This is a genomic window from Desulfonatronum zhilinae, from assembly GCF_900182865.1.
Lineage (GTDB): Bacteria > Desulfobacterota > Desulfovibrionia > Desulfovibrionales > Desulfonatronaceae > Desulfonatronum > Desulfonatronum lacustre.
Genome location: NZ_FXUJ01000018.1, coordinates 68,591 through 88,322, shown reverse-complemented (window position 1 = coordinate 88,322; position 19,732 = coordinate 68,591). Strand labels below are relative to the sequence as shown.

At 52.7% G+C, this 19,732-nt stretch carries 20 protein-coding genes and 1 pseudogene; 20 read left to right on the top strand and 1 reads right to left on the bottom strand.

What is annotated here, in order from left to right; translation table 11 throughout:
* The first annotated feature begins 145 nt into the window (after window positions 1-145).
* The 17 genes from AC559A_RS14210 to AC559A_RS14130 all read left to right on the top strand — a co-directional run bounded on the left by AC559A_RS14210 (window position 146) and on the right by AC559A_RS14130 (window position 13,776).
* Window positions 146-1,171 carry a class I SAM-dependent methyltransferase gene (locus tag AC559A_RS14210; protein ID WP_498818411.1) on the top strand — a complete coding sequence of 342 codons (1,026 nt, stop codon included), beginning with the start codon at window positions 146-148 and terminating at the stop codon, window positions 1,169-1,171.
* A 1-nt stretch (window position 1,172) separates the two neighbouring features.
* Window positions 1,173-2,096, top strand: coding sequence for a hypothetical protein (locus tag AC559A_RS14205; RefSeq protein ID WP_498818410.1), 924 nt, complete (start codon window positions 1,173-1,175; stop codon window positions 2,094-2,096).
* Window positions 2,047-2,769, top strand: a complete 723-nt coding sequence (locus AC559A_RS14200; protein ID WP_498818409.1) for an acetyltransferase — start codon at window positions 2,047-2,049, stop codon at window positions 2,767-2,769. The genes AC559A_RS14205 and AC559A_RS14200 overlap by 50 nt, the downstream gene beginning before the upstream one ends.
* 25 nt (window positions 2,770-2,794) lie before the next feature.
* Window positions 2,795-3,028: an acyl carrier protein gene (locus AC559A_RS14195; RefSeq protein ID WP_498818408.1), complete on the top strand. Its 234-nt coding sequence runs from the start codon at window positions 2,795-2,797 to the stop codon at window positions 3,026-3,028.
* Window positions 3,025-3,765 carry an SDR family NAD(P)-dependent oxidoreductase gene (locus tag AC559A_RS14190; protein WP_498818407.1) on the top strand — a complete coding sequence of 247 codons (741 nt, stop codon included), beginning with the start codon at window positions 3,025-3,027 and terminating at the stop codon, window positions 3,763-3,765. Before AC559A_RS14195 ends, AC559A_RS14190 begins: the two co-directional genes overlap by 4 nt.
* Window positions 3,762-4,553 carry a GNAT family N-acetyltransferase gene (locus AC559A_RS14185; RefSeq protein WP_498818406.1) on the top strand — a complete coding sequence of 264 codons (792 nt, stop codon included), beginning with the start codon at window positions 3,762-3,764 and terminating at the stop codon, window positions 4,551-4,553. The genes AC559A_RS14190 and AC559A_RS14185 overlap by 4 nt, the downstream gene beginning before the upstream one ends.
* Before the next feature lie 3 nt (window positions 4,554-4,556).
* Window positions 4,557-6,098: an amino acid adenylation domain-containing protein gene (locus tag AC559A_RS14180; RefSeq protein WP_498818405.1), complete on the top strand. Its 1,542-nt coding sequence runs from the start codon at window positions 4,557-4,559 to the stop codon at window positions 6,096-6,098.
* An 82-nt stretch (window positions 6,099-6,180) separates the two neighbouring features.
* Window positions 6,181-6,525: an EamA family transporter gene (locus AC559A_RS14175; protein ID WP_498818404.1), complete on the top strand. Its 345-nt coding sequence runs from the start codon at window positions 6,181-6,183 to the stop codon at window positions 6,523-6,525.
* Between the two features lie 4 nt (window positions 6,526-6,529).
* Complete coding sequence (locus tag AC559A_RS14170) at window positions 6,530-6,880, top strand: hypothetical protein (RefSeq protein ID WP_498818403.1); 351 nt, start codon at window positions 6,530-6,532, stop codon at window positions 6,878-6,880.
* Window positions 6,881-7,043: 163 nt separating this feature from the next.
* The gene (locus AC559A_RS14165) at window positions 7,044-7,535 is read left to right on the top strand and encodes a class I SAM-dependent methyltransferase (RefSeq protein WP_498818402.1); all 492 of its coding nucleotides are present in this window, start codon (window positions 7,044-7,046) and stop codon (window positions 7,533-7,535) included.
* Entirely contained in the window at window positions 7,532-8,431 is a 900-nt protein-coding gene (locus AC559A_RS14160; RefSeq protein WP_498818401.1) for a class I SAM-dependent methyltransferase, read from the top strand. The genes AC559A_RS14165 and AC559A_RS14160 overlap by 4 nt, the downstream gene beginning before the upstream one ends.
* Window positions 8,432-8,468: 37 nt before the next feature.
* Window positions 8,469-9,611, top strand: a complete 1,143-nt coding sequence (gene rffA / locus AC559A_RS14155; RefSeq protein ID WP_498818400.1) for a dTDP-4-amino-4,6-dideoxygalactose transaminase — start codon at window positions 8,469-8,471, stop codon at window positions 9,609-9,611.
* Window positions 9,601-11,211, top strand: a complete 1,611-nt coding sequence (locus AC559A_RS14150) for an ArnT family glycosyltransferase (protein WP_498818399.1) — start codon at window positions 9,601-9,603, stop codon at window positions 11,209-11,211. Before rffA ends, AC559A_RS14150 begins: the two co-directional genes overlap by 11 nt.
* A gap of 95 nt (window positions 11,212-11,306) precedes the next feature.
* Window positions 11,307-12,413, top strand: a complete 1,107-nt coding sequence (locus AC559A_RS14145) for a glycosyltransferase (RefSeq protein WP_498818398.1) — start codon at window positions 11,307-11,309, stop codon at window positions 12,411-12,413.
* A gap of 235 nt (window positions 12,414-12,648) precedes the next feature.
* Window positions 12,649-12,888 carry a hypothetical protein gene (locus AC559A_RS14140; protein WP_028571101.1) on the top strand — a complete coding sequence of 80 codons (240 nt, stop codon included), beginning with the start codon at window positions 12,649-12,651 and terminating at the stop codon, window positions 12,886-12,888.
* 412 nt (window positions 12,889-13,300) lie between these two features.
* A complete protein-coding gene (locus AC559A_RS14135; RefSeq protein ID WP_498818397.1) occupies window positions 13,301-13,510 on the top strand; it encodes a hypothetical protein in 210 nt (69 codons plus the stop codon).
* Window positions 13,507-13,776, top strand: coding sequence for a type II toxin-antitoxin system RelE family toxin (locus AC559A_RS14130; protein ID WP_498818396.1), 270 nt, complete (start codon window positions 13,507-13,509; stop codon window positions 13,774-13,776). Before AC559A_RS14135 ends, AC559A_RS14130 begins: the two co-directional genes overlap by 4 nt.
* Window positions 13,777-14,345: 569 nt before the next feature.
* Here the strand turns inward: AC559A_RS14130 and vapB are convergent.
* Window positions 14,346-14,552, bottom strand: a pseudogene (gene vapB, locus AC559A_RS14125) (type II toxin-antitoxin system VapB family antitoxin); the annotation flags it as partial.
* A 266-nt stretch (window positions 14,553-14,818) separates the two neighbouring features.
* Here vapB and AC559A_RS14120 point away from each other — a divergent pair.
* From AC559A_RS14120 to AC559A_RS14110, 3 genes are all read left to right on the top strand, one after another.
* A complete protein-coding gene (locus AC559A_RS14120; protein WP_498818395.1) occupies window positions 14,819-17,176 on the top strand; it encodes an HDOD domain-containing protein in 2,358 nt (785 codons plus the stop codon).
* A 128-nt stretch (window positions 17,177-17,304) separates the two neighbouring features.
* The gene (locus tag AC559A_RS14115; RefSeq protein ID WP_028571107.1) at window positions 17,305-17,724 is read left to right on the top strand and encodes a cytochrome c maturation protein CcmE; all 420 of its coding nucleotides are present in this window, start codon (window positions 17,305-17,307) and stop codon (window positions 17,722-17,724) included.
* Between the two features lie 73 nt (window positions 17,725-17,797).
* Complete coding sequence (locus tag AC559A_RS14110) at window positions 17,798-19,714, top strand: heme lyase CcmF/NrfE family subunit (RefSeq protein ID WP_498818394.1); 1,917 nt, start codon at window positions 17,798-17,800, stop codon at window positions 19,712-19,714.
* The last annotated feature ends 18 nt before the right edge of the window (window positions 19,715-19,732 follow it).

Here is a 19,732-nt window from a genome sequence, read left to right as displayed (position 1 = left end):
TTGTTCCAGGCAGCGAGAGCTCGGGCTCGCGGGTATCGAAACGTGGAGAATTTCATCATGATAGTCTACCTAATCGCGGCTCCGATTCAGATATTAATAACATCATGAATTCCACATCAAACGTCGAAGAACCAAAGAAAAGTTTATGTTTATCGAAGAATTAGCTAATTATAGATGCCCAGTGTCTATGAGGGAAATGAAAATTGTTGATTCAAAACATAATGACATTGGTGAAGTAGTTTCTGGAAGAATTCAATGTGCTGATTTTGAATATCTGATCGAAGCAGGAATACCTGACTTCACTTATCCCAAAGAACTACCAGAAGCTGATTTTAATTCAAGAGTAAGCTATAATTCAGTATCTGAAGATTATGATAATGTTCAAAACGTTACTTTTAAGATTTTAGAAGTGGACGAAAATGAAATTCGTTCAAATATGATTGATTTTTTACAACTTGAACTTGGTCATAGAGTTCTTGAAACAGCAGCTGGAACAGGCTTGAATTTCCCCTTTATTGTCAGGGCACTGAATGGTAAAGGGGAACTGTACGCTCAAGATATTTCAAATGGTATGCTTCAAAAAGCAAAGGCACAATATCATTCTAAGAAATACCAAAGCGAAATGTTTTTCTCTTATTCAATTTGCAACGCTGCTTACCTACCGTTTCCAGATAACTATTTTGATGCGGCATTTAGTTTTGGAGGCATTGGTGTTTTTAGCGATCAAAAGCGTGCTATTTGCGAAATGTGCAGGGTTGTAAAGCCACAAGGGAGAGTCGTTTTTGGTGATGAAGGCGTTGCACCTTGGCTTAGGGCCGCGGAATATGGTAAAATACTTATTGACAATAACAAATTCTATCAGAATGAAGTTCCATTGGATCTTTTACCAGTAGATGCTCGGGATCTTTGTGTACGCTGGATCATGGGTGGAGGCTTCTATCTTGTCGATTTTACTGTAGGTGAAGGTGAACCTGTGGCGAATTTCGATTATCCCATACCTGGACAACGTGGAGGAACACTCAGGACAAGGTATTATGGCAAGTTGGAAGGTGTTTCGCCCGAAACACAAGGACTTGTCAGGGATGCTGCAAAGAAATGCAAACTATCCATGCATGACTGGCTTGATGCAGTTCTCAAAGACGCAGCGAATATTACTCTAAAAGGTAAATAAGATGAAGTCATTTCGCTGGAAAAAGATAGGATTGGTCTATGAAAATGACATGGCTGGATGGTCACATAGTTCACATCCTTGCATTATAAACACGGAAGATGATAATTTTATTGTGGCATTTACTTGCCGTGATAACATGTCAAAATCGCATATTTTCTTGAGCAAGGCTATTATAAAAGATTCAACACTTCTGCTCTTCGACTCTCCAAAACTTTGCCTATCTCCCGGACCACTAGGTTTTTTTGATTGTGATGGTGCTATTAGTGTATGTTTTGTGAAGCACAACGATTTTCTCTATCTTTATTATGTAGGCTGGCAAAACCTACCTCAAAGAATGTGGATCTGCGATACTGGAAGGGTTATTGTAGATCATGTATCTTTAAAAATGGATAGAGAATTTTATGGTCCAATTATTGGGCGTGATAAGAATAATCCTTTATTTGCAGCAGCGACAGCTTTTTTAATAATAGATGGCATCTGGCATACTTGGTATAATTCAGGATTGAAGTGGGAGGAATCATCAAATGGCTTGAAACATTATTATGGAATACATCATGCAATATCTCCTAATGGTATTGACTGGAACTTTGATAATGAAATGTGCATTCCATTTGCGGATGAATATGAATATGCTTTTGGCAGGCCATCAATCATTAAAATAAATAATACATATTGCATGTGGTTTGCTCACAGAGCGACAAAATATATCGATAAGTATAGAATGGGTTTTGCGTATTCATATAATCTTAAGTCTTGGAATAGGGATGATAAGTTATCCGGAATTGACGTTTCCAATGATGGATGGGACAGCGAAATGATTTGCTACCCTTATGTGTTCGAACACAAGGGTCGTTATTTTATGCTCTACAACGGCAATGGATACGGAAAATCAGGTTTTGGTCTGGCCGTACTGGAAGAAGATTAAAATGAGGAATATCGTTATTATCGGCAACACCACTGGCGCGGAAATCCTCTACGGCTATTTGCAAAAGGATAGCCGCTACAAGGTCATGGCTTTTAGTGTTGATGCAGCATATATCACAGATTCAAAGCTTTGCGGCCTTGACGTCGTTCCCCTCGCTGAATTGACCAGACTCTACCATGCTGATCAGATCAATGTCCTGTTGGGCGTAGGCTACAACGGGCTGAACGCCGTCCGCTCCGAACTCTACCACCGAGTCAAATCCATGGGCTTTCTGGTAGAAACGTATATCCACCCCACGGCCACCATTCTCACGGAGTCCCCTGTCGGCGAAGGCTCCGTAATCCTTGCCTCCACGGTGGTCGAACCCTTTGCCGAAATTGGCTATAACAGCTTTGTATGGTGCAACTGCACCATTGCCCATCATGCCCGGGTTGGCGATCATGCCTGGATTGCCTCGAACACCATCATTTCGGGTCAAGCCGGGATCGGTGACCGGACTTTTGTCGGCGTAGGCGCGGTGGTGGCCAACAAGGTCAGGGTGGCGGAGGACAACCTGATTGGCGGCGGGGCCTTCATTTCCCGGGATACCCATCCCAATGAGGTCTGGCTGGCGCGCAGCGCGGAAAAGCATCGGTTTGACGCCCAGACGTATGCTGGACATTTTTTGGTTTGATTTTTTTCTCCAACAAGTAGAGATCATGCTCGATTCAAAATTGCAAAACATGCTCGCGGATGTGTTCGAACTTCAACCGCGGCAAATCCATGCCGCCTTGTCGCGTGAAGACGTGGACAACTGGGACTCGCTGAAACAGATGGATCTGGTGCTCAGCCTAGAACGGGGCTACGACATTTCCCTGACGTTTGACGAGATCATCGGCATCCAGTGCGTCCAGGACATTCTAGACCTGCTGGCGGCCCGGGGGGTGGGATGAACATTGCCAGAGCGAAAATTCTCGTAGCCGGTGGCGGCGGCGACATCGGATTTTTTCTGGCCAGGGATCTGCATAGCCGAGGGGCCGCCGTCTGCATCGCGGACCGGAACCTGGACCGTCTTCAAAACGCGGGGCTGGATATTCCAGGCTTTACGGTTGACGCCACTGATCCCGACTCCGTCCTGAACATGATTGCGGCGGTCATGGACACGATTGGCGGCCTTGACGTGTTAGTCAACTGCACAGGCGCCATCTACAGCGAGCCCTTGCTCAACCTGACCAATCCTCGCGACATGCGCCATAGCCACGCCGCGTTTACGCGCATCCTGGAAGCCAACCTGCACACGGCCTTTGTCCTGGGTTCGGTTGTGGCTGAACGGATGGCCCGCACCCGCACCCGCGGCCTGATCCTCAATTTCAGCTCCATCAGCGCCCGGGGCAATGCCGGGCAGACAGCGTACGCCGCAGCCAAGGCCGGACTGGAGGCCATGACCAGGGTCTGGGCCAAGGAACTGGGGCCGCTGGCCATTAGGGCCGTTGCCCTGGCCCCGGGATTCATTGACACGCCGTCCACACATCAGGCCTTGACCCCATCAATCATCAAGCACGTCCAAGCCAACACCCCCCTGCGCCGTCTCGGTCGACAGGACGAGGTGGCCAGCGCCGTGCGGTCCATCATCGAGAACGATTTCATCACCGGAATGGTGCTGGACGTGGACGGAGGGCTGACGTTTTGAGCCTGCACAGCGTTGAACCCGCGCACGTCCGTGGCCGGGCCTTCACGCAGTATGCAGCTACATCCAGTTTTTTCCCCATTATCGGGATGGTTCTGGAGGCCAAACAGGATGGCTGGATAATGGCCGCCAATCCCCTGGAACCGTCTTCACTGCTTGTTGTGCATAAATTCGGTTTTTGTCAGGTAGTCGATCTGGTTCCTAACAATCCGCTGGACCATGCCATCGTCGAAGTCTTGTCCGGCCGGACAGTATACGACTTCCTTCCATCGAAATTGCGCGTGTACGCTGTTACCAATACATGGTTCAGCGCGATCCAGGCCGATGCGCGTTATACGGTCGAGGAAAGCCAACGGGTCAGATTCTTGCCAGGTGACGCTCCGATGATTGCAAGGCCGCATGAAACTCTGACTATGGAAAATATTTATGATGTTTCCGCGGCATTGGGGCTTGAGCTTGGCTCGCGGTTCTGGAACAGTTCTGCTGATGCCGTTTTGCAGGGTCTGGGGTGTTTCCTTCGGGATGCGCACGGCAACCCGGCCAGTCTGTGCTATGCGGCTGCGGTCAGCAACAACACGGCTGAAATCGACGTCATGACCCATCCCGAACTTCGTGCGCAAGGCCTGGCTGTCCGCGCAGTGCAGGCCTTTGTCGGTCAGTGTCGCGAACGAGGGATCATCCCCCTCTGGGACTGCTTCGCAAATAATTCCGGCTCGGTCCAGACAGCTTTGCGCTGTGGGTTCAACCGTTCATACGCCTACCGTTTCCTGACCATCAAGCCGACGGAATGATCCATGCAGCACTACAACCTCTCCACCCTCCTCAACGTCTCCCTCCCCGCTTGGTCCGAGCGTCCGGCCCTGCACTACCCGGAGGCCGTGGTCACCTACGCAGAGCTGCAAGCCCGGTCCAACGGCTTTGCCGGACTGCTGCTGGAACAGGGGCTGTCCGCGGGGTGCGTCGTGGGCATTGCCTCCAGCAAGCGTCCAGACACCTATGCCCTGATGCTGGCCTGTCTGCAGCTTGGTATCCCCTACGTCAATCTGGACGTCACCAGCCCGGAGGAACGCCTGGAACGGATCTGCGTCACCTGCAGGCCGGACCTGCTTTTTGCCGATCATCCAGCACCGCTCTTTTCCAGCCTGGCCGCAAGGCTGGGCTCGATTTTCATCGGGCCTGACCGGGTCCTGCCCGAAGTTTTCCACATTCCCGAGGTCGTGCGACTGGCCGTGGACGGTTCGACCATCGCCTACATCATGTATACCTCCGGTTCCACGGGTATTCCCAAGGGCGTGGCCGTCACCCACCAGAATCTGCTGCACTTCATCGCCTGGACCAAGGACTTCTTCGGGATCACGTCCGAGGACAATTTCGCCCAGTTGAGCCCCTTGTACTTTGACAATTCTGTTTTCGACTTTTACTCCACCTTCTTCACCGGGGCCAGCCTGACCCCGATCCCCCAGGATCTGCTCACCCAGCCCAAGACATTGGTGGATCATGTAACGGCCATGAACTGCACGATCTGGTTTTCCGTGCCATCCCTGCTAGTCTATCTCCTGAACATGAAAGTGCTCACCGGCTGGGAGCTGGAGGCGGTCCGCGTCTTCACCTTTGGCGGCGAGGGGTTTCCAAAGACCGAGTTGCGCAAGCTTTACGACCTCTATGGCCACCGGGCTCGCTTGGTGAATGTTTACGGGCCAACTGAATGCACCTGCATCTGTTCCAATTGGGAGATCACTGAGGCCGATTTCACGGACATGACCAACTTGGCCCCCCTGGGGCGGCTGAACCCCAACTTTTCCTGCCTGATCATTGGAGAGGACAACCACCCGGTCCCGGACGGTCAGCCCGGCGAGCTGCACCTTTTGGGGCCGAATGTTTCCGCTGGCTACTACAACGATCCTGAGCGCAGCGCCTCGGCCTTTACCCCCTGCGAGCATCCGCCGCATCTGCTCAAGCCCTGCTATAAGACCGGCGACTTGGCCCGCCTGGAAAACGACGTCCTGTATTTCCACGGCCGCAAAGACAACCAGATCAAGCACATGGGATACCGCATCGAGTTGGAAGAGATCGAGGCTGCCTTGAACTCGTTGCCGGAAATCGGACAGGCTGCGGTGGTCTATCACCGCATTCAGGCCGCCTATGGCAAGATCGTGGCCTACGTGGCCCCGGACTATCCGGACAAGACATTGGAACCGGCACAGATCAAAAAACAACTAGAAAGCCTCCTGCCATCCTACATGATCCCCAGTAAGGTCATCGCCCTGGACCACCTACCCAGGAATGCCAACGGGAAGGTGGATCGGGTTTTGTTGAGCAATGACAGGGGGCAGTGAGCAATGAGTTGGGAATAATGGGCAATGAATTGAAAGTGAAATATCTCCATTTTTACAGCAGCAAAATCTTCTGAAGAGCAACATGACAAGCGCCCTGCTCATTGCCCTGTTCCTTCTGATCAACACGACCATCGCCGTGCTGTTCAAAACCATCGCCCTCGGCCCTGGCGGCTCCAGCTACATGGCCCTGGTCCTTGAACCCCGTTTCTATTTTGCCTGCATCCTCTTTGCGGCCCAGGCCGCAATATGGCTGGCCGTGCTCCGCCGTTTGCCCCTGTCTCAAGCCTACCCTTTCACCAGCCTGAACGTGGTTATCACTCTGGCCATCGCCGCATTCTTTTTCAACGAGAGCATCACCCTGGGCAATCTTCTGGGGGCAGTGGTGATCATGGCCGGGGTATGGGTGATTGCGCGTGGGGAGCATTGAACTCATGGCATACTACCTCATCCTCTACCTCGCCATCACCATGGCCGCTGCCGGCCAGGTCCTGCTCAAGCATGGCGCAGACAAGGGCGGTTTGAATCTCGGCATCCTGCGGCTGAATCTGTGGGTCGTGCTGGGCTTTTTGGCCATGGGTGGGTCCATGCTCATGGGAATCAGAGCGTTGAGCGTTGTGCCCTTGCGGGACATGGCATTCATCCTGCCTGCGGTCTTCATTTTTGTGCCGGTATTCGCAAGGGTATTCCTTGGCGAACGAATCAGCAGGGCAACCATGATCGGGACGATGATCATTCTGGCTGGCATGGTCGTTTTTCATCTGCCACTGGGCTGGCCATCCTGAAGTCATACTCATTTCCAATATGTGAGACACCATGGCTCAATGCACCACTGGGTGGCGATCCTGGCTCTCCCTTCCAGGTGTTTATAGTTTCTGCATGGACCTTCTGGGTGGGAAGCGGGGGGGGCAAATTTTCGTCGATACGTGCATCCGTCCCCAGTCGGGCATGTCTATTCTGGATATCGGTTGCGGACCGGCCGCGATCCTGGGTTATCTTCCAGAGGGTGTTGAATATGTAGGCGTTGATGTCAGCCAGCAATACATTGATGCGGCAACAAGGCAGCATGGGGGCAGAGGCCGTTTTTTTTGCATGTCCGTTGACGATCTCTCCGAGAATGATTTTGGCGTGTTTGACCTTGTCCTGGGTACCGGCGTCTTGCACCATCTTGACGATGCCCAGGCCAGGAGCTTTTTTAGTTTGGCGGGGCGCATGCTGCACACTGAAGGGCGCTGCCTGACTCTGGATCCCTGTTTGAACAAAGGGCAACATTGTATTGCCAGGGTGCTGATTCATCTGGACAGGGGCCGTAATGTGCGTACCGCGCAGGAATATGCCGCACTGGCAAGCGCATCCTTTTCCGATGTCTCCCAGACACTGCGCCATGACCTGTTGAGGGTTCCGTATACGCATCTGATCATGGAGTGCAGGAAATCATGATCACACCTTCCGCGCCTCACTTGGCCGCTTCTTTCGACCTTGACGCAATGATCAACCCCCATGTTGACGCATTGCTTCAGGACCATGAATTCATGCAATGCGCGTTTTCACCCATGATTCAGGAAGGGATGTCCTCATCGCCAGCGGACCAGCTGGCCATGCTGAAGCGTGAAGCTGAAAAAACGTTGCTCATGATTTCGCCGTATCTACGGCCAGGTATGCGGGTTCTTGAGATCGGCGGCGGCATCGGCTTGACGTATGCGGCCTTGCTCAACATGGACATTGACGTAACATCCCTGGAGCCGGGCGATCAGGGTTTTGGCGACCGCCATCGGGCAGGATTTCGGTTTTGCAAGATATTGGGAGTGGACCCCAGGGGATGGGTGAAGGCTGGAATTGAGGAATACCCTTTCCAGAAGCAAGGCTATGATCTTGTGTTTTCCTTCTTTGTACTTGAGCATATCCAGAACCTGAATCAAGCGTTTCGTGTCATGGCGGGCAATCTTCGACCCAAAGGCGTGATGGTGCATCGTTGTCCGAATTATTCCGTCCCATTTGAACCGCACTTCAATATCCCCCTTGTTCCCTTCTTTCCGCGGTGGACAGCCCACTTGCGCCCATGGCTGCGCAAAAGCCCGGTATGGAACGGGTTGCGGTTCACCACGACAGGCGGAATCAAAAGGCTCTGCGCCAGACACGGATTGCGACCGGTATTTCGTAAGGGCTTGATCGCCACAGCTCTTGAACAGGTGCTTGACGATCCTCTGTTCGCTTCCCGGAAACGCATGTTCATCAAATCCGCAGGCTTGTTGCGGAAAACCAAACTTCTTGTCTTATTGCACAGAACCCCGGCTGCATGGAATACTCCCATGGAATTTCTGGCCTCGAAAGTCTGATTTCCCATACTCTGCACCAAGGAACAGGTGAGCCATCGTGACCAATCGAATCCCCTTCAATCGCCCCTACATAGTAGGCAAGGAACTGTACTATATCGCCCAGGCCGTCATCGAGAACAACTGGATTTCCGGCGGCGGTCCGTTCACGAAAAAATGTCAGGTATGGCTGGAAAAAACCTTGGGCGCTCACAAGGCTCTTTTAACGCACTCTTGCACCGCTGCCCTGGAGATGAGCGCCATGCTCTGCGACATTGGTCCTGGCGACGAAGTGATCATGCCTTCGTTCACCTTTGTTTCCACGGCCAACGCTTTTGTCCTGCGTGGCGGAGTGCCTGTGTTCGTGGACATCCGGGAAGACACCCTGAACATGGACGAACGCCTTCTTTCCGAGACCGTCACGCCACAAACCAAGGCCATTGTTCCTGTACATTATGCCGGAACGCCCTGCGATATGAACGCGATTCTGGCCCTGGCCAGGAAACATGGCTTGCGCGTCATCGAGGATGCTGCCCAGGGGCTTATGTCCACCTACGGAGGCAAGAGCCTTGGCGCGTTGGGAGATCTTGGTTGCCTCAGTTTCCACGAAACGAAGAACATCATCAGCGGGGAGGGAGGTGCTCTGTTGATTAACGACCCGGCCTTGATCGACAGGGCGGAGATGATTTGGGAAAAAGGCACCAACCGCAGGCAGTTTTTTCAGGGCCAGGTGGACAAGTACACCTGGGTGGACATCGGCTCATCCTACCTGCCCAGCGATATCATCGCCGCCTTTCTCTACGCCCAACTGGAGATGGCCGATAAGATCATTTCAGCCCGATGCGCTTTGCTGGGGCTGTACATGGAGGGCTTAAAGGAACTGGAGGCCGAGGGACTTGTCCGGCTTCCGTCCGTTGACAGTCGCGGAACCTGTAACGGCCACATCATGTACCTCATCACCGGTTCATTGGAGGAACGGTCCAGGCTGATTGCCTATTTACTGGAGAGGGGCATTACCGCCGTATTCCACTATATCCCGTTGCATTCATCACCCATGGGTCTGAAACATTGCCGGATATCCGGCGGCATGGGCGTCACGAACCGGATCAGTGAGCGTCTTCTGCGCCTGCCCATGTTTTATGAAATGCAGGAAACCGAAGTGATGAAAGTGGTTGACGCCGTGCGAGGTTTTTATGATCGCTAGCGAAGTTTTCGAGCGACTGAGCGTCCAGGCCGGTAATCATCTTGAGAAGATATTGCAAAAGCCTTGGAAACTTTTTTCATTTTTTTTCTTGTTGATCGTTGCCTTGAAATGGCCGTTCTTCACAATTCCGCCAGTCTGGGACGAGGCGTTCAGCATTTTTCCCGCCGCTGACTTTCTGGTCAATAACGGATTCGACTATCGCCTGTTGCTGGAACAGCCGCGCTACCATGACGGCGGGCCGACTGCCCATGGTCTTTCCTTGTTGACCTTGTTCACGGCGCTGGTGCTGAAGATCACGGGGGGCGGGACGACGGCATGGATGGTGCTGCATACCGTGCAGTGGTTGATGGCGGCGGCCATCGGGGCAATGCTTTCAAGCATCTTCCATAGGGTATTCGAGCGCATCCCGTCCTTTCTGCTCGCGTTCGCCTGCCTTTGCTACCCGCTTGTGCTGGCCCAGCTTGGTTTCATGTACGTGGAGGTGCCGGTGCTTTTTTTTACGGTGCTGGCTTTTTATGTTTTTCTCCAGGATCGTATATGGCTCGCCTCGCTGTTCCTTGTCGTCGCATGCCTTACCAAGGGCAGTGCGCTGATCGGGGTTGGCGCTTTGTCCTTGACGGTTTTGTTTAGTTCCCCTGCTCTTTCCTGGATCAGGCGCATTGCCAACGCAATAGTTGTGGCGCTCCCGTCCCTGATAGCCGTCAAGGTCTATATGACTATGTACAGCGGAGGGCAGTCTCGAGCTGGGGTGGATATGTCTGGCATTATTCCTACTCTTGTACAAAAAAATCTGGCAGCCTATCATGGATATCTTGCTCTGGTTCCGGAAATATTGCTTCTTTTGATCGCGGGAATCGTTTTTTCATTAATTGCTATATTGATTCGGTTCAAAAACAATCAGTATGCCAATTTTTCGAAGAACAAGGTTGTCCTGATCAACGCTTTCTTCGTCGCAACATTTGTTGTTTTTTATTCGATAATTTACAATTTTTATCAGACAACAGACAGTCATTTTTTAACTCGATACCTAGCATATGTAATTCCTTCCATTTATTTTATGCTGTACTACACATTCAACAAATTGCCAATCAACTCAGCATTCAAAGTTTTTATCCTGTTAATATTTATTGCTGTATCGATTTTGAACAGAAACGGGTTGCTTTATCCACCGATACCTATATCAAGTATCGCAATGGCGGAGCGTTCGGAGGAATACATTAATGGCTACCTGGTCCAGAAAGAGTATACCGAACTTATCGAAAAAAATGTTCCGGCAGAAGTTCCAGTTTATGTCAGTCTTCCAGATTTTTATTTAATGAATTATCCTGTTTCAGGATATGTCACGGAGTCTCTGTCAAATATACACTACATCATACACACTCTCAAAAATAATGGGCAAAATTTTTATTACCCGGATCATTTCTTTCTTGTATATAGCTACCCTTGGTTAGGTGGGCAAATGATAGCGAGAATGATTCAGGACGTGATGCGTAATGACGAGTTTTCTCATGAAATTGTTGCGTCATATGAGCGTGGTTTTTTCAGCGCCTATGTGTTTGAAGTGAATAGGGTCAAAGATATCGTTCCGCAGCAATATTGATTGTTATTTGCGAATTATCGGGTCATATAACTGAAGTCTAATTCATTGATACTTAACCCAGCCAATCAAACCCAACCAGCCCTATGGCTTCCCCAATGAACCAGACACCCGTCACCCTCTCCCTGGTGATCCCCTGCTACAACGAAGAGCAGACCCTGGAACTCTGTATTGATCGTGTCCAGGCCATTGCGCATGAAGCTTTATCCCTGGAATTGATCATTGTCGACGACTGCTCCACTGACAGCAGCCTTCAGGTTGCTGAATCTCTGGCCCGGAAATACCCGAATGTTCAAGTGTTGCGCCATGAACGGAACCTGGGAAAGGGCGCGGCATTGCGCACCGGATTTGCCCGTGCCACGGGTGATTTTGTGGGAGTGCAGGACGCGGACCTGGAATACGATCCCAGGGACTTGCGGCACTTGCTGGTCCCCCTGGTCGAGGGGCGGGCGGACGTGGTTTTTGGGTCGCGGTATCTCTATGCCGGGGAACGGCGGGTGCTCTACTTCTGGCACAGCCAGATGAACCGGGCGCTGACCTTTCTTTCCAACATGTTCAGCGACCTGGGCCTGACGGATATGGAAACCTGCTACAAGCTCTTTCGCCGGGAGATCATTCAATCCATCCGCATCGAGGAAAACCGGTTCGGGTTCGAGCCTGAGCTTGTTGCCAAGGTGGCTGAGATGCGCTGCAGGGTCTACGAAGCCCCTGTTTCCTACCAGGGCCGTACGTATGCCGAGGGCAAGAAGATCAACTGGAAAGACGGGCTGCGGGCCGTGTACTGTATCCTGCATTACGGCGCTTACGCCTCCCCTCAGTCGCTCCAATTCCTGGTTTACCTGTTCATCGGGGGAACGTCGGCAATTCTGAACCTTGCCGTGTTTCTCGCCCTCTTGCCCCATCTGTCCATCGTACTGGCCGCGGGCATTGCTTTTTACGTCGGCGCGGCTTTGAACTACTGGCTCTCAACGCATATCCTCTTCCGAAAAAACATCAAATGGAAATCCTGGACGGAGCAGGTCGTGTATTATGCCGCGGTAACAGGAGTGGCCCTTGTCGACGTCTCCCTGACCAAAGCCCTGATTTCCGTTGGTCTCGCCGCCACATGGGCGAAAATTGCCGCTTCCGGAGCTGGATTGCTCCTCAATTTTCTGGCCCGAAAATATCTGGTCTTCCCAGGCAAGAAAATCCGTGACTGGAAATGAAACCGCCGGGGTGTTCGCTTTTCTCGACATTTCTTGCGAAATTTCCCAGCACTGATCATTTCCCCGCAAGCATCCTGCTTTTCACATCCCAGAAATCTCTGGGTCTCTTGAAGGGATCATCCGCCCGGCCTCTTGCCCGCCCATCCCTGCTGCCCTATACTGGAAGCATGAGGGAACGAAAACATGTATTTTGAATTTTTGATGAATGCATTCAAAGGAAGAGCTAGGAGAGATTATGACGTCAAGTGCCACGGTTGAACATATCGCGGACCAAGTAATGGCATTACAACCTTCTGAGAGAGCCCGACTTGTGGATTGGTTTTTCGACCTGGAACTCGGTCATGACAGCTGGGATGAGCAGATCGCCAAGGACTCACAACCTGGGGGGCGGCTCGAAGGAATCTTGTCAAAAGTGCGTCGCGACATTGAAGCAAAACAAACCCTTCCGCTTGATGAATTCCTCGACAACGCCTGATTTCTGGAGCGCGTATCGCGAACTGCCCTCTGATGTGCGACGCAGGGCTAAAAAAGCATATCGCCTCTGGTTGAAAAATCCACGCCATCCTTCTCTGCGGTTCAAGAAGGCTGGTCAACTCTGGTCGATACGTATCGGTTCAGAATACCGTGCCTTGGCTCTCCACCAAAATGCAGTCTATTATTGGTTTTGGATCGGAAGGCATGATGCCTATGAGCAGTTGATTGCGGATTCGTTTTTCCACAAGTAAAAATGAAATCATTTCCCCCAATCCTCCGGATTTCCTCGAAAAGAATTTGTCGCCTGAAGTGCTGGCCTATTTGGAGATTGTCACGCTACGACGCGTACCTGCTTCGTTCATCGACGAGAAGCTCTAAACCATGCAAGGCTTTACATAGGGAGGTCTATTGATATGCAGCTAACAGATGTATCACGTATTGAACTGACAACCATCATGAAAGAAGCTTTTGCAACCGTTCTCAGTGAACGTCGGGATCTGCTTGAAGACGCTGTTGCAGAGGCCATTTTGGATATGAAACTTGGCTTGGCTATCGAAGAAGGTGATGTTGGAGAATATGTCAGTGAAGAGATGGTGTTGGAGAAGCTGAGGACTTCAGCATGAAGATCAAGTATGCAAAATCATTTCTCAAAGATATTGAAAAACTTGCAGGGCAACAAAATGTTTCGGAAAATGTACTGAATATTATCAGCATATTGAAAGAAGCTCAGAGCTTAGTGGAAGTTGCAAATGTTAAAGCAATCCAGGGTTATGCCTCATACTATAGAATCAGAATAGGCAACCATCGAATCGGATTGAAGAAAACTGAAGAAGAAATTGAATTGATACGCTGTTTGCATCGGAAAGATATCTACAGAATGTTTCCTTGATGTTGGAAGAGTATCAGGATTTATTGAAGAGGCATCCAATTTTCGACAAGCAATCCAGGTACTCTAATGAACTCACGTCACCAGAACCAGCCCTTTACTTCTGGCATGCCCCGCGATCTGATTGTCATATGCTCCGATACTCTTACGGCGGGTCTCCAGGTCGGCAATGATCCGGCCACTGTGTAAGGCGGCATGCGCATCAAATTCTAAACTTCCAGCTTCGCGAAAAATCCCTCCACAACCTTCAGGTTCGCATCCGGTTTCCCTGATTTCTCGACACCTTTGATCAGTTCCATGACCGTAACTGAGTGTTGAAAAAGTCCTTATCCGGCAGTCCGTTCAAAAACCCCAAGTGCAAGGAGCAAAAAAAGTTCAAGGTCGAAGCGTATTTATTCATACGTGAGAGTTTGAACTTTTTGCAGCGACGCAGCAATTGGGAGTTTTTCAACGGACTGGTAACGGTGCTGATCACAACTGTCCGTGACAGCGGCGGAAATTCTCGCGAATAACGGCGGGACGGTTCTTGATGGTGTAAATGCAGATGCAGGTGTCGAGCATGTATTTGAGCATCAAAACCCCTCTCGGTCCTGCACGGCCGGCTGCTCACGCTCGTTCATGAAGTCCGCGGTCACGCCGGGGCCATCAAACCAGCTATCCCACGCCTCCCCGGCGGGGGCGATGATCCGGCTTCGCCCTACTGCCACAACATCAACGCGCTTCACGTCTTCCGGCAGGGTCACGGCCTTGGGAAGTCGGACCGCCTGGGATCGGTTGCTTTTGAATACAGAGGGTTGTTCCTTCGGCTTCTCCTCCTTCGATCAGATTCGTTTGTAAGGGGCAGAGTAGCAAGACCTTGGGATATGCCAACGGGATATCTTCAAGGCGTCTGCGATGAGGGAAGTGACTGGAAGCGAACCGCGGGTGTTGCTTTGACCTCCATGTGACTTATGTGCAAAGTAGCCATGAATACACGCTCCACCATTGGGATGCGATTTTCGCTTTTTCCAATTTGTTGGGGAACACCAAGGGGTTCAGGTGGTCAATGAAACACGCTATAGACCTGCCCACATCAGATGAATTGAAACGAATCATCACGCTGGAAGGCAGCAGGCTGCCCAGCTTTCCCCAGGCAGCCTTGAAGTTTCTGGAGATGGTCGGGGACGAGGATGTTTCCGTGAAGGACATGGCCCGGGTGATCGAATCTGATCCCGGGATTGCCACCAAGGTGCTGGCGATGGTGAATGCCGCGGGGTTTGGTCTCCGGCGGAAGATCTCCACGCTGACCGAAGCTCTGGTTTTTCTTGGAATTGATGAGATCAGAAAATTGTGCATCGGGATGACCGTCTTTCAGGGCCTGTTCGCGACATCCAGCTTAGGAACGTTCGGCCGGATCCATTTCTGGCGGCATTCCCTGTCCGTGGCCGTACTTTCCATGGAGCTCGCAAAGAAACTTCAGTTTCCAAACCCTGAAGAAGCATATGTCGCCGGTCTCCTGCACGACGTGGGCAAAATCTTTCTCGATCTTCAAGGTCACAGGGATTACGGTGACTTTCTTCATGATGCCGGCTCCATCCAGGAGCCGATCGTCGATCTGGAACGGAAAATCCTCGGCCTTGGACATGACGACGTGGGGGCTTACTTTTGTTCCCTCTGGGGCTTGCCCGAGAGCATCATCCTGCCGGTGAAGTACCATCACCAGCGTTTCCCGGCCGAGGACCTGCCCACTGATCAGTCGTTGCTCATCTCCATCGTGGCCCTCTCGAACTTCATCTGCTGGACCCAGGGCGTTGGGTCCTTTGAGAGTGAGACGATCTGCCCTCCGGTGCTGGCTCCTGAAATCGAGCGGTTTGTCGACCTGGACAAGATCGACGTCATTGCCAGGATCAGGGCCATGAACAGCGAAATGGAACGAATTTCCGAGTTCTACCGGTTCGTGTTTCCAACCCCCGGTGAAATCCAGGAGAGCATGCTCTGGATGAGCTTCAGTCTCGCCAGGGTGAATACCAGGCTCGCGCATCGGGACGTCACTCAAACTACACATGACTATCGCCAGGTAAGCGGGAACGTCGCCCTCCACGATGTGGGGTTTGCTTTCGGCAAGTCCCTGGCACAGGCCGGAACCGCCAGGGAGGTCATGGATATCGTTATGTTTCATATCGGGTCCTTTTTTGAACCAATGCACTGGGCCATACTGCTCAAGGATTCGAAGAGCGAGGGCGTGATCTTCAGCGCCGTGGAGGGGCTGAACAAGGAACGACTCCAGGGACTCAGAGTGCCCAAAGGCAAAGGGCTGTCCGGGTATCTCGCGGAACGGGATATGCCCTTGATCTCCGAGAATATATTTCAGGACGCCCACTTGGCCGGGCGCATGGGGCTGTATGTTGATTTTGAACCGCTGTCCTGCATGGGGACCTTGCTCAAAATCAATCAAAAGTTTTTTGGTGTTGTCGAGCTTGTCAATAAAATGAATGGATTGCCGTACACCCCGGAAGAATTGAAAATACTGGAATCCATTACAGAACAGGCATCCATGGCCATCGAAAGGCTTTCCTACCAGCAGTCGTTGCGGAAAATGGCCACGACGGATTCCTTGACCGGGCTGAAAAACAGGTGCTCCTTGGAGCGGATGTTGAGCAACAGGGATCTGGTGCTGCGACAGTATGGCCATGACCTTTCCATCATGATCATTGACATCGACAGGTTCAAGCGGATCAACGAAATGAAGGGGCGTAAGGCTGCCGATGAAATCCTGAAACAGGTTGCCGGTATTCTTCGGTCGGCCTTCAGGAAGTCAGACAATGTCTTCCGCTACGAGGGCGACAAGTTCATCGCCCTGCTGCCCGGAACCGACAGGCAGGCGGCGGATCAAGCCAGAATGCGGATGCTCAAGTCCTTTGATGCGCTTAAAGGCGACATGGGTGTAACCATCAGCATTTTTGTCCATTCCGTGAAATCGGATCATGCCCGAGGGCTGATCACCTTTCTTGAAGAACGTCTTGCCCAGGACAAAGCCGTGTTGGAATGCACGCCCGATGCTTCCGTGGAAGCGGAACTCCAGCCCTTGCTTGAACAGGAAGCAGCGCAACAGCCGGAAAGAAAAAGGATCTACCGGAAAAAAGTCCGCCTGGACGGTGTTTTCGAGCGCCCTTCGGCCAATAGCTACGGAAACATCCTGGTTGAGGAGCTCGCCCTGACTGAAATCGGTTTTCGGGTGACAACAGGACCACTCAATATCAAACCCGGTGACTTTCTCGAAGTCTCCTTTCGTCTGGACGATACGCTACACTCTTTGATTGAGCGACGTGTCGTCGTCAGAAGCGTCCAGGGGGAGCAGGTGGACGCGGAATTCTACAACCCCCCACCATATGCAAAGGATTTAGGCTTTTACCTCTTGGCCTGATGTGAGATGGGTGAGAGTGGGCAGGGGGGGCAGGGGATCGTCGAGGCTTGGGTTCAACTCTTGTCAGTCCGTGTCAAAAACAGTACAGTTCCGTCTCCTTTATCAACTGACACGAGGTGAGCACGCCCATGCAAAAGAAGAAAAATTCGCGCACCGTTTACATCGTGGCCCTGGCTCTCTTTCTGGTCGGCTTTGGGACGTTGTTGATGGCTGGTCTGAAGCAGAACAGCATTTACTTTTTGAATGTCTCCGAAGCATTGGCCATGCCGGCGGAGGATATTCAGCAGATTCGCCTGTTCGGGACCGTGGCCGGGGACGGCCTGGTTTTTGATCCCCAGCATATGGGGGTCCGGTTTATGCTGGCGGACAGCGACGATGCGTCGCAACGCATCCCGGTCCAGTACCGGGGCGTGGTCCCGGATCTGTTCGAGCCCGGGGCCGAGGTGATTCTGGAAGGCGGATACCTGATTCAGGAAGGGGTCTTCAACGCCAAGACCCTGATGACCAAGTGTCCTTCGAAGTACGAGGCCGAGAACCGGCCCGGATGATTTTTTCCCCTATTCCTTCTGCAGAAGCGGTCCGCGAGTGACGTGAGCGGGCCGTTTTTTTTGGAGCGCATTTATGCACATTATTCCGTATTACAGTCTTCTGGCCGCCTTGTTGCTCTCGTTGCTGGCGGCCGCGGCCTGCGTCCATCAAGCCTGGGAGGGCCGGTCCAAAGTGCTGCCCTGGGTGGAGAACGCCCAGATCGTGATCTGCACCTTGGTGACCATCAGCTCGTTTTTTCTGCTATGGGCGTTTTACGTCAAGGATTTCTCCCTGCTCTACGTCAGTCGCTACTCCGATCTGACCCTGCCGCTGTTCTACCGACTGACCGCCTTCTGGGCCGGGCAGGCCGGGTCCATGTTGTTCTGGGCGTGGCTGGTGGTGATTTGCGGGACGATCATTCTGTTCACCAAGCGATACCGACTGCTCGGCGGGCAGACGCGGGTCTTTTTCTGGATTTTCTTTTTGGGAATCCAGGCCTTCTTCATGTACCTGCTCACCGGACATCAGAATCCCTTCATGGAAATCTCCCCCGCGCCGTTGGACGGCCAGGGGTTGAATCCGCTGCTTCAGCACCCGGGGATGATCATCCATCCGCCGACCCTGTTCATCGGCTATGCCGGGTTCACCATCCCGGCCTGTCTGGCTTTGGCCTGCTGGATCACCGGAGAGAAGCAGTCCTGGATCCAGATCGCCCACAACTGGACCCTGACCGCGTGGATTTTTCTTTCCGGCGGGATCATCATCGGCGGATGGTGGGCCTACCTGGAGTTGGGATGGGGCGGTTACTGGGCCTGGGACCCGGTTGAAAACGCCTCCTTGATTCCTTGGCTCAGCGCCACGGCCTTTCTGCATACGGCCATCGTAGGCCAGGGCCGCAAGGCCCTGGGCAAAACCAACGTGCTGCTGATGGTTCTGACCCTGGTGCTGTGCTTCATGGCCACCTACCTGGTGCGCAGCGGGGTGATCGACTCCCTGCACGCCTTTGGCGACGGCGGGGTCGGCAATCCGTTGATGCTGTTCATGATGTTCAGCATTGTGGTCACGGCTCTGGTCCTGTTTTTCGGCCCGGCCCGGGATGATCGGCCCTTGAGCGGACTGGCCAGCCGGCAAGGCTTGCTGGTGGTCACGGCCTGGGTCTTTCTGACCTTGGGCCTGGTGGTTCTGATGGGCACCTTCTGGCCGGTGATCAGCAAGCTCTGGACCGAGAACCCCATGGGCCTGGACGCCGGATTCTACAACCGGGTCTGTTTGCCGCTCTTTGCGGTGATCGGCGCGATCCTGGTGATTTGCCCCTGGATTCAGTGGAAGGAAGGTGTGCGCCACGGCAAATGGCTCGCGGTGCTGGCCGGAATCTGGCTGGCCTTGGGCGTGCTGCTCTGGATCAACGGGATTCGCATGCCTCTGGCCCTGGTCGGCGCCAGCGCGGGATTGGCCATGGTGGTCAGCATCGTCATGCTGTTCATCCTGGACCCGTCCTTGCGGCGGCGGCGCACGGCCTGGGGGGCTTACGGGGTGCATCTGGGCGTGGCCCTGATGTTTCTGGGCGTGGCCATTTCCGGCCCGTACAAGGTCGAGGCCGAGGCCGTGCTCGCTCCCGGGGAATCCATGACCATCCAGGACTATACCATCACCTATGTGGGCATGGAAACCTGGAGCACCCCGGCCATGATGGTCTTCGCCTCCCGGCTGGAGGTTTCCCGTGACGGCAAGGTCATCGGCGAACTGGCCCCGCAGCGACGTTCCTACCGGACCTGGGATCGGCCCCATGCCAAAATCGACACGCGCTTCAGCCTGGGCGTGGAACTGTATGCCACGCTGCTGGGCTTTACCGAGGACGAGATCATCAGCCTGAAAATGAGCACCCAACCTTTGGTGAACTGGATCTGGATCGGTTGCGTCATTCTGTGTCTGGTGGGGTTTGTCGCGTTGCGCACTTCCAAGGGGAAGGTTCGGGAAACCGAAGCCGGAGCGGATGCTTCCATCGCCTGAGGGCGATGAAGAGCCGTG

Coding starts and splice junctions, on each gene's coding strand:
- AC559A_RS14160 (WP_498818401.1), top strand. CDS start 7,532: ATGATCACACCTTCCGCGCCTCACTTGGCCGCTTCTTTCGACCTTGAC.
- AC559A_RS14205 (WP_498818410.1), top strand. CDS start 1,173: ATGAAGTCATTTCGCTGGAAAAAGATAGGATTGGTCTATGAAAATGAC.
- AC559A_RS14145 (WP_498818398.1), top strand. CDS start 11,307: ATGAACCAGACACCCGTCACCCTCTCCCTGGTGATCCCCTGCTACAAC.
- AC559A_RS14110 (WP_498818394.1), top strand. CDS start 17,798: ATGCACATTATTCCGTATTACAGTCTTCTGGCCGCCTTGTTGCTCTCG.
- AC559A_RS14165 (WP_498818402.1), top strand. CDS start 7,044: ATGTCTATTCTGGATATCGGTTGCGGACCGGCCGCGATCCTGGGTTAT.
- AC559A_RS14170 (WP_498818403.1), top strand. CDS start 6,530: ATGGCATACTACCTCATCCTCTACCTCGCCATCACCATGGCCGCTGCC.
- AC559A_RS14190 (WP_498818407.1), top strand. CDS start 3,025: ATGAACATTGCCAGAGCGAAAATTCTCGTAGCCGGTGGCGGCGGCGAC.
- AC559A_RS14150 (WP_498818399.1), top strand. CDS start 9,601: ATGATCGCTAGCGAAGTTTTCGAGCGACTGAGCGTCCAGGCCGGTAAT.
- AC559A_RS14130 (WP_498818396.1), top strand. CDS start 13,507: ATGAAGATCAAGTATGCAAAATCATTTCTCAAAGATATTGAAAAACTT.
- AC559A_RS14115 (WP_028571107.1), top strand. CDS start 17,305: ATGCAAAAGAAGAAAAATTCGCGCACCGTTTACATCGTGGCCCTGGCT.
- AC559A_RS14210 (WP_498818411.1), top strand. CDS start 146: ATGTTTATCGAAGAATTAGCTAATTATAGATGCCCAGTGTCTATGAGG.
- AC559A_RS14200 (WP_498818409.1), top strand. CDS start 2,047: ATGGATACGGAAAATCAGGTTTTGGTCTGGCCGTACTGGAAGAAGATT.
- AC559A_RS14140 (WP_028571101.1), top strand. CDS start 12,649: ATGACGTCAAGTGCCACGGTTGAACATATCGCGGACCAAGTAATGGCA.
- AC559A_RS14175 (WP_498818404.1), top strand. CDS start 6,181: ATGACAAGCGCCCTGCTCATTGCCCTGTTCCTTCTGATCAACACGACC.
- AC559A_RS14180 (WP_498818405.1), top strand. CDS start 4,557: ATGCAGCACTACAACCTCTCCACCCTCCTCAACGTCTCCCTCCCCGCT.
- AC559A_RS14195 (WP_498818408.1), top strand. CDS start 2,795: ATGCTCGATTCAAAATTGCAAAACATGCTCGCGGATGTGTTCGAACTT.
- AC559A_RS14135 (WP_498818397.1), top strand. CDS start 13,301: ATGCAGCTAACAGATGTATCACGTATTGAACTGACAACCATCATGAAA.
- AC559A_RS14120 (WP_498818395.1), top strand. CDS start 14,819: ATGAAACACGCTATAGACCTGCCCACATCAGATGAATTGAAACGAATC.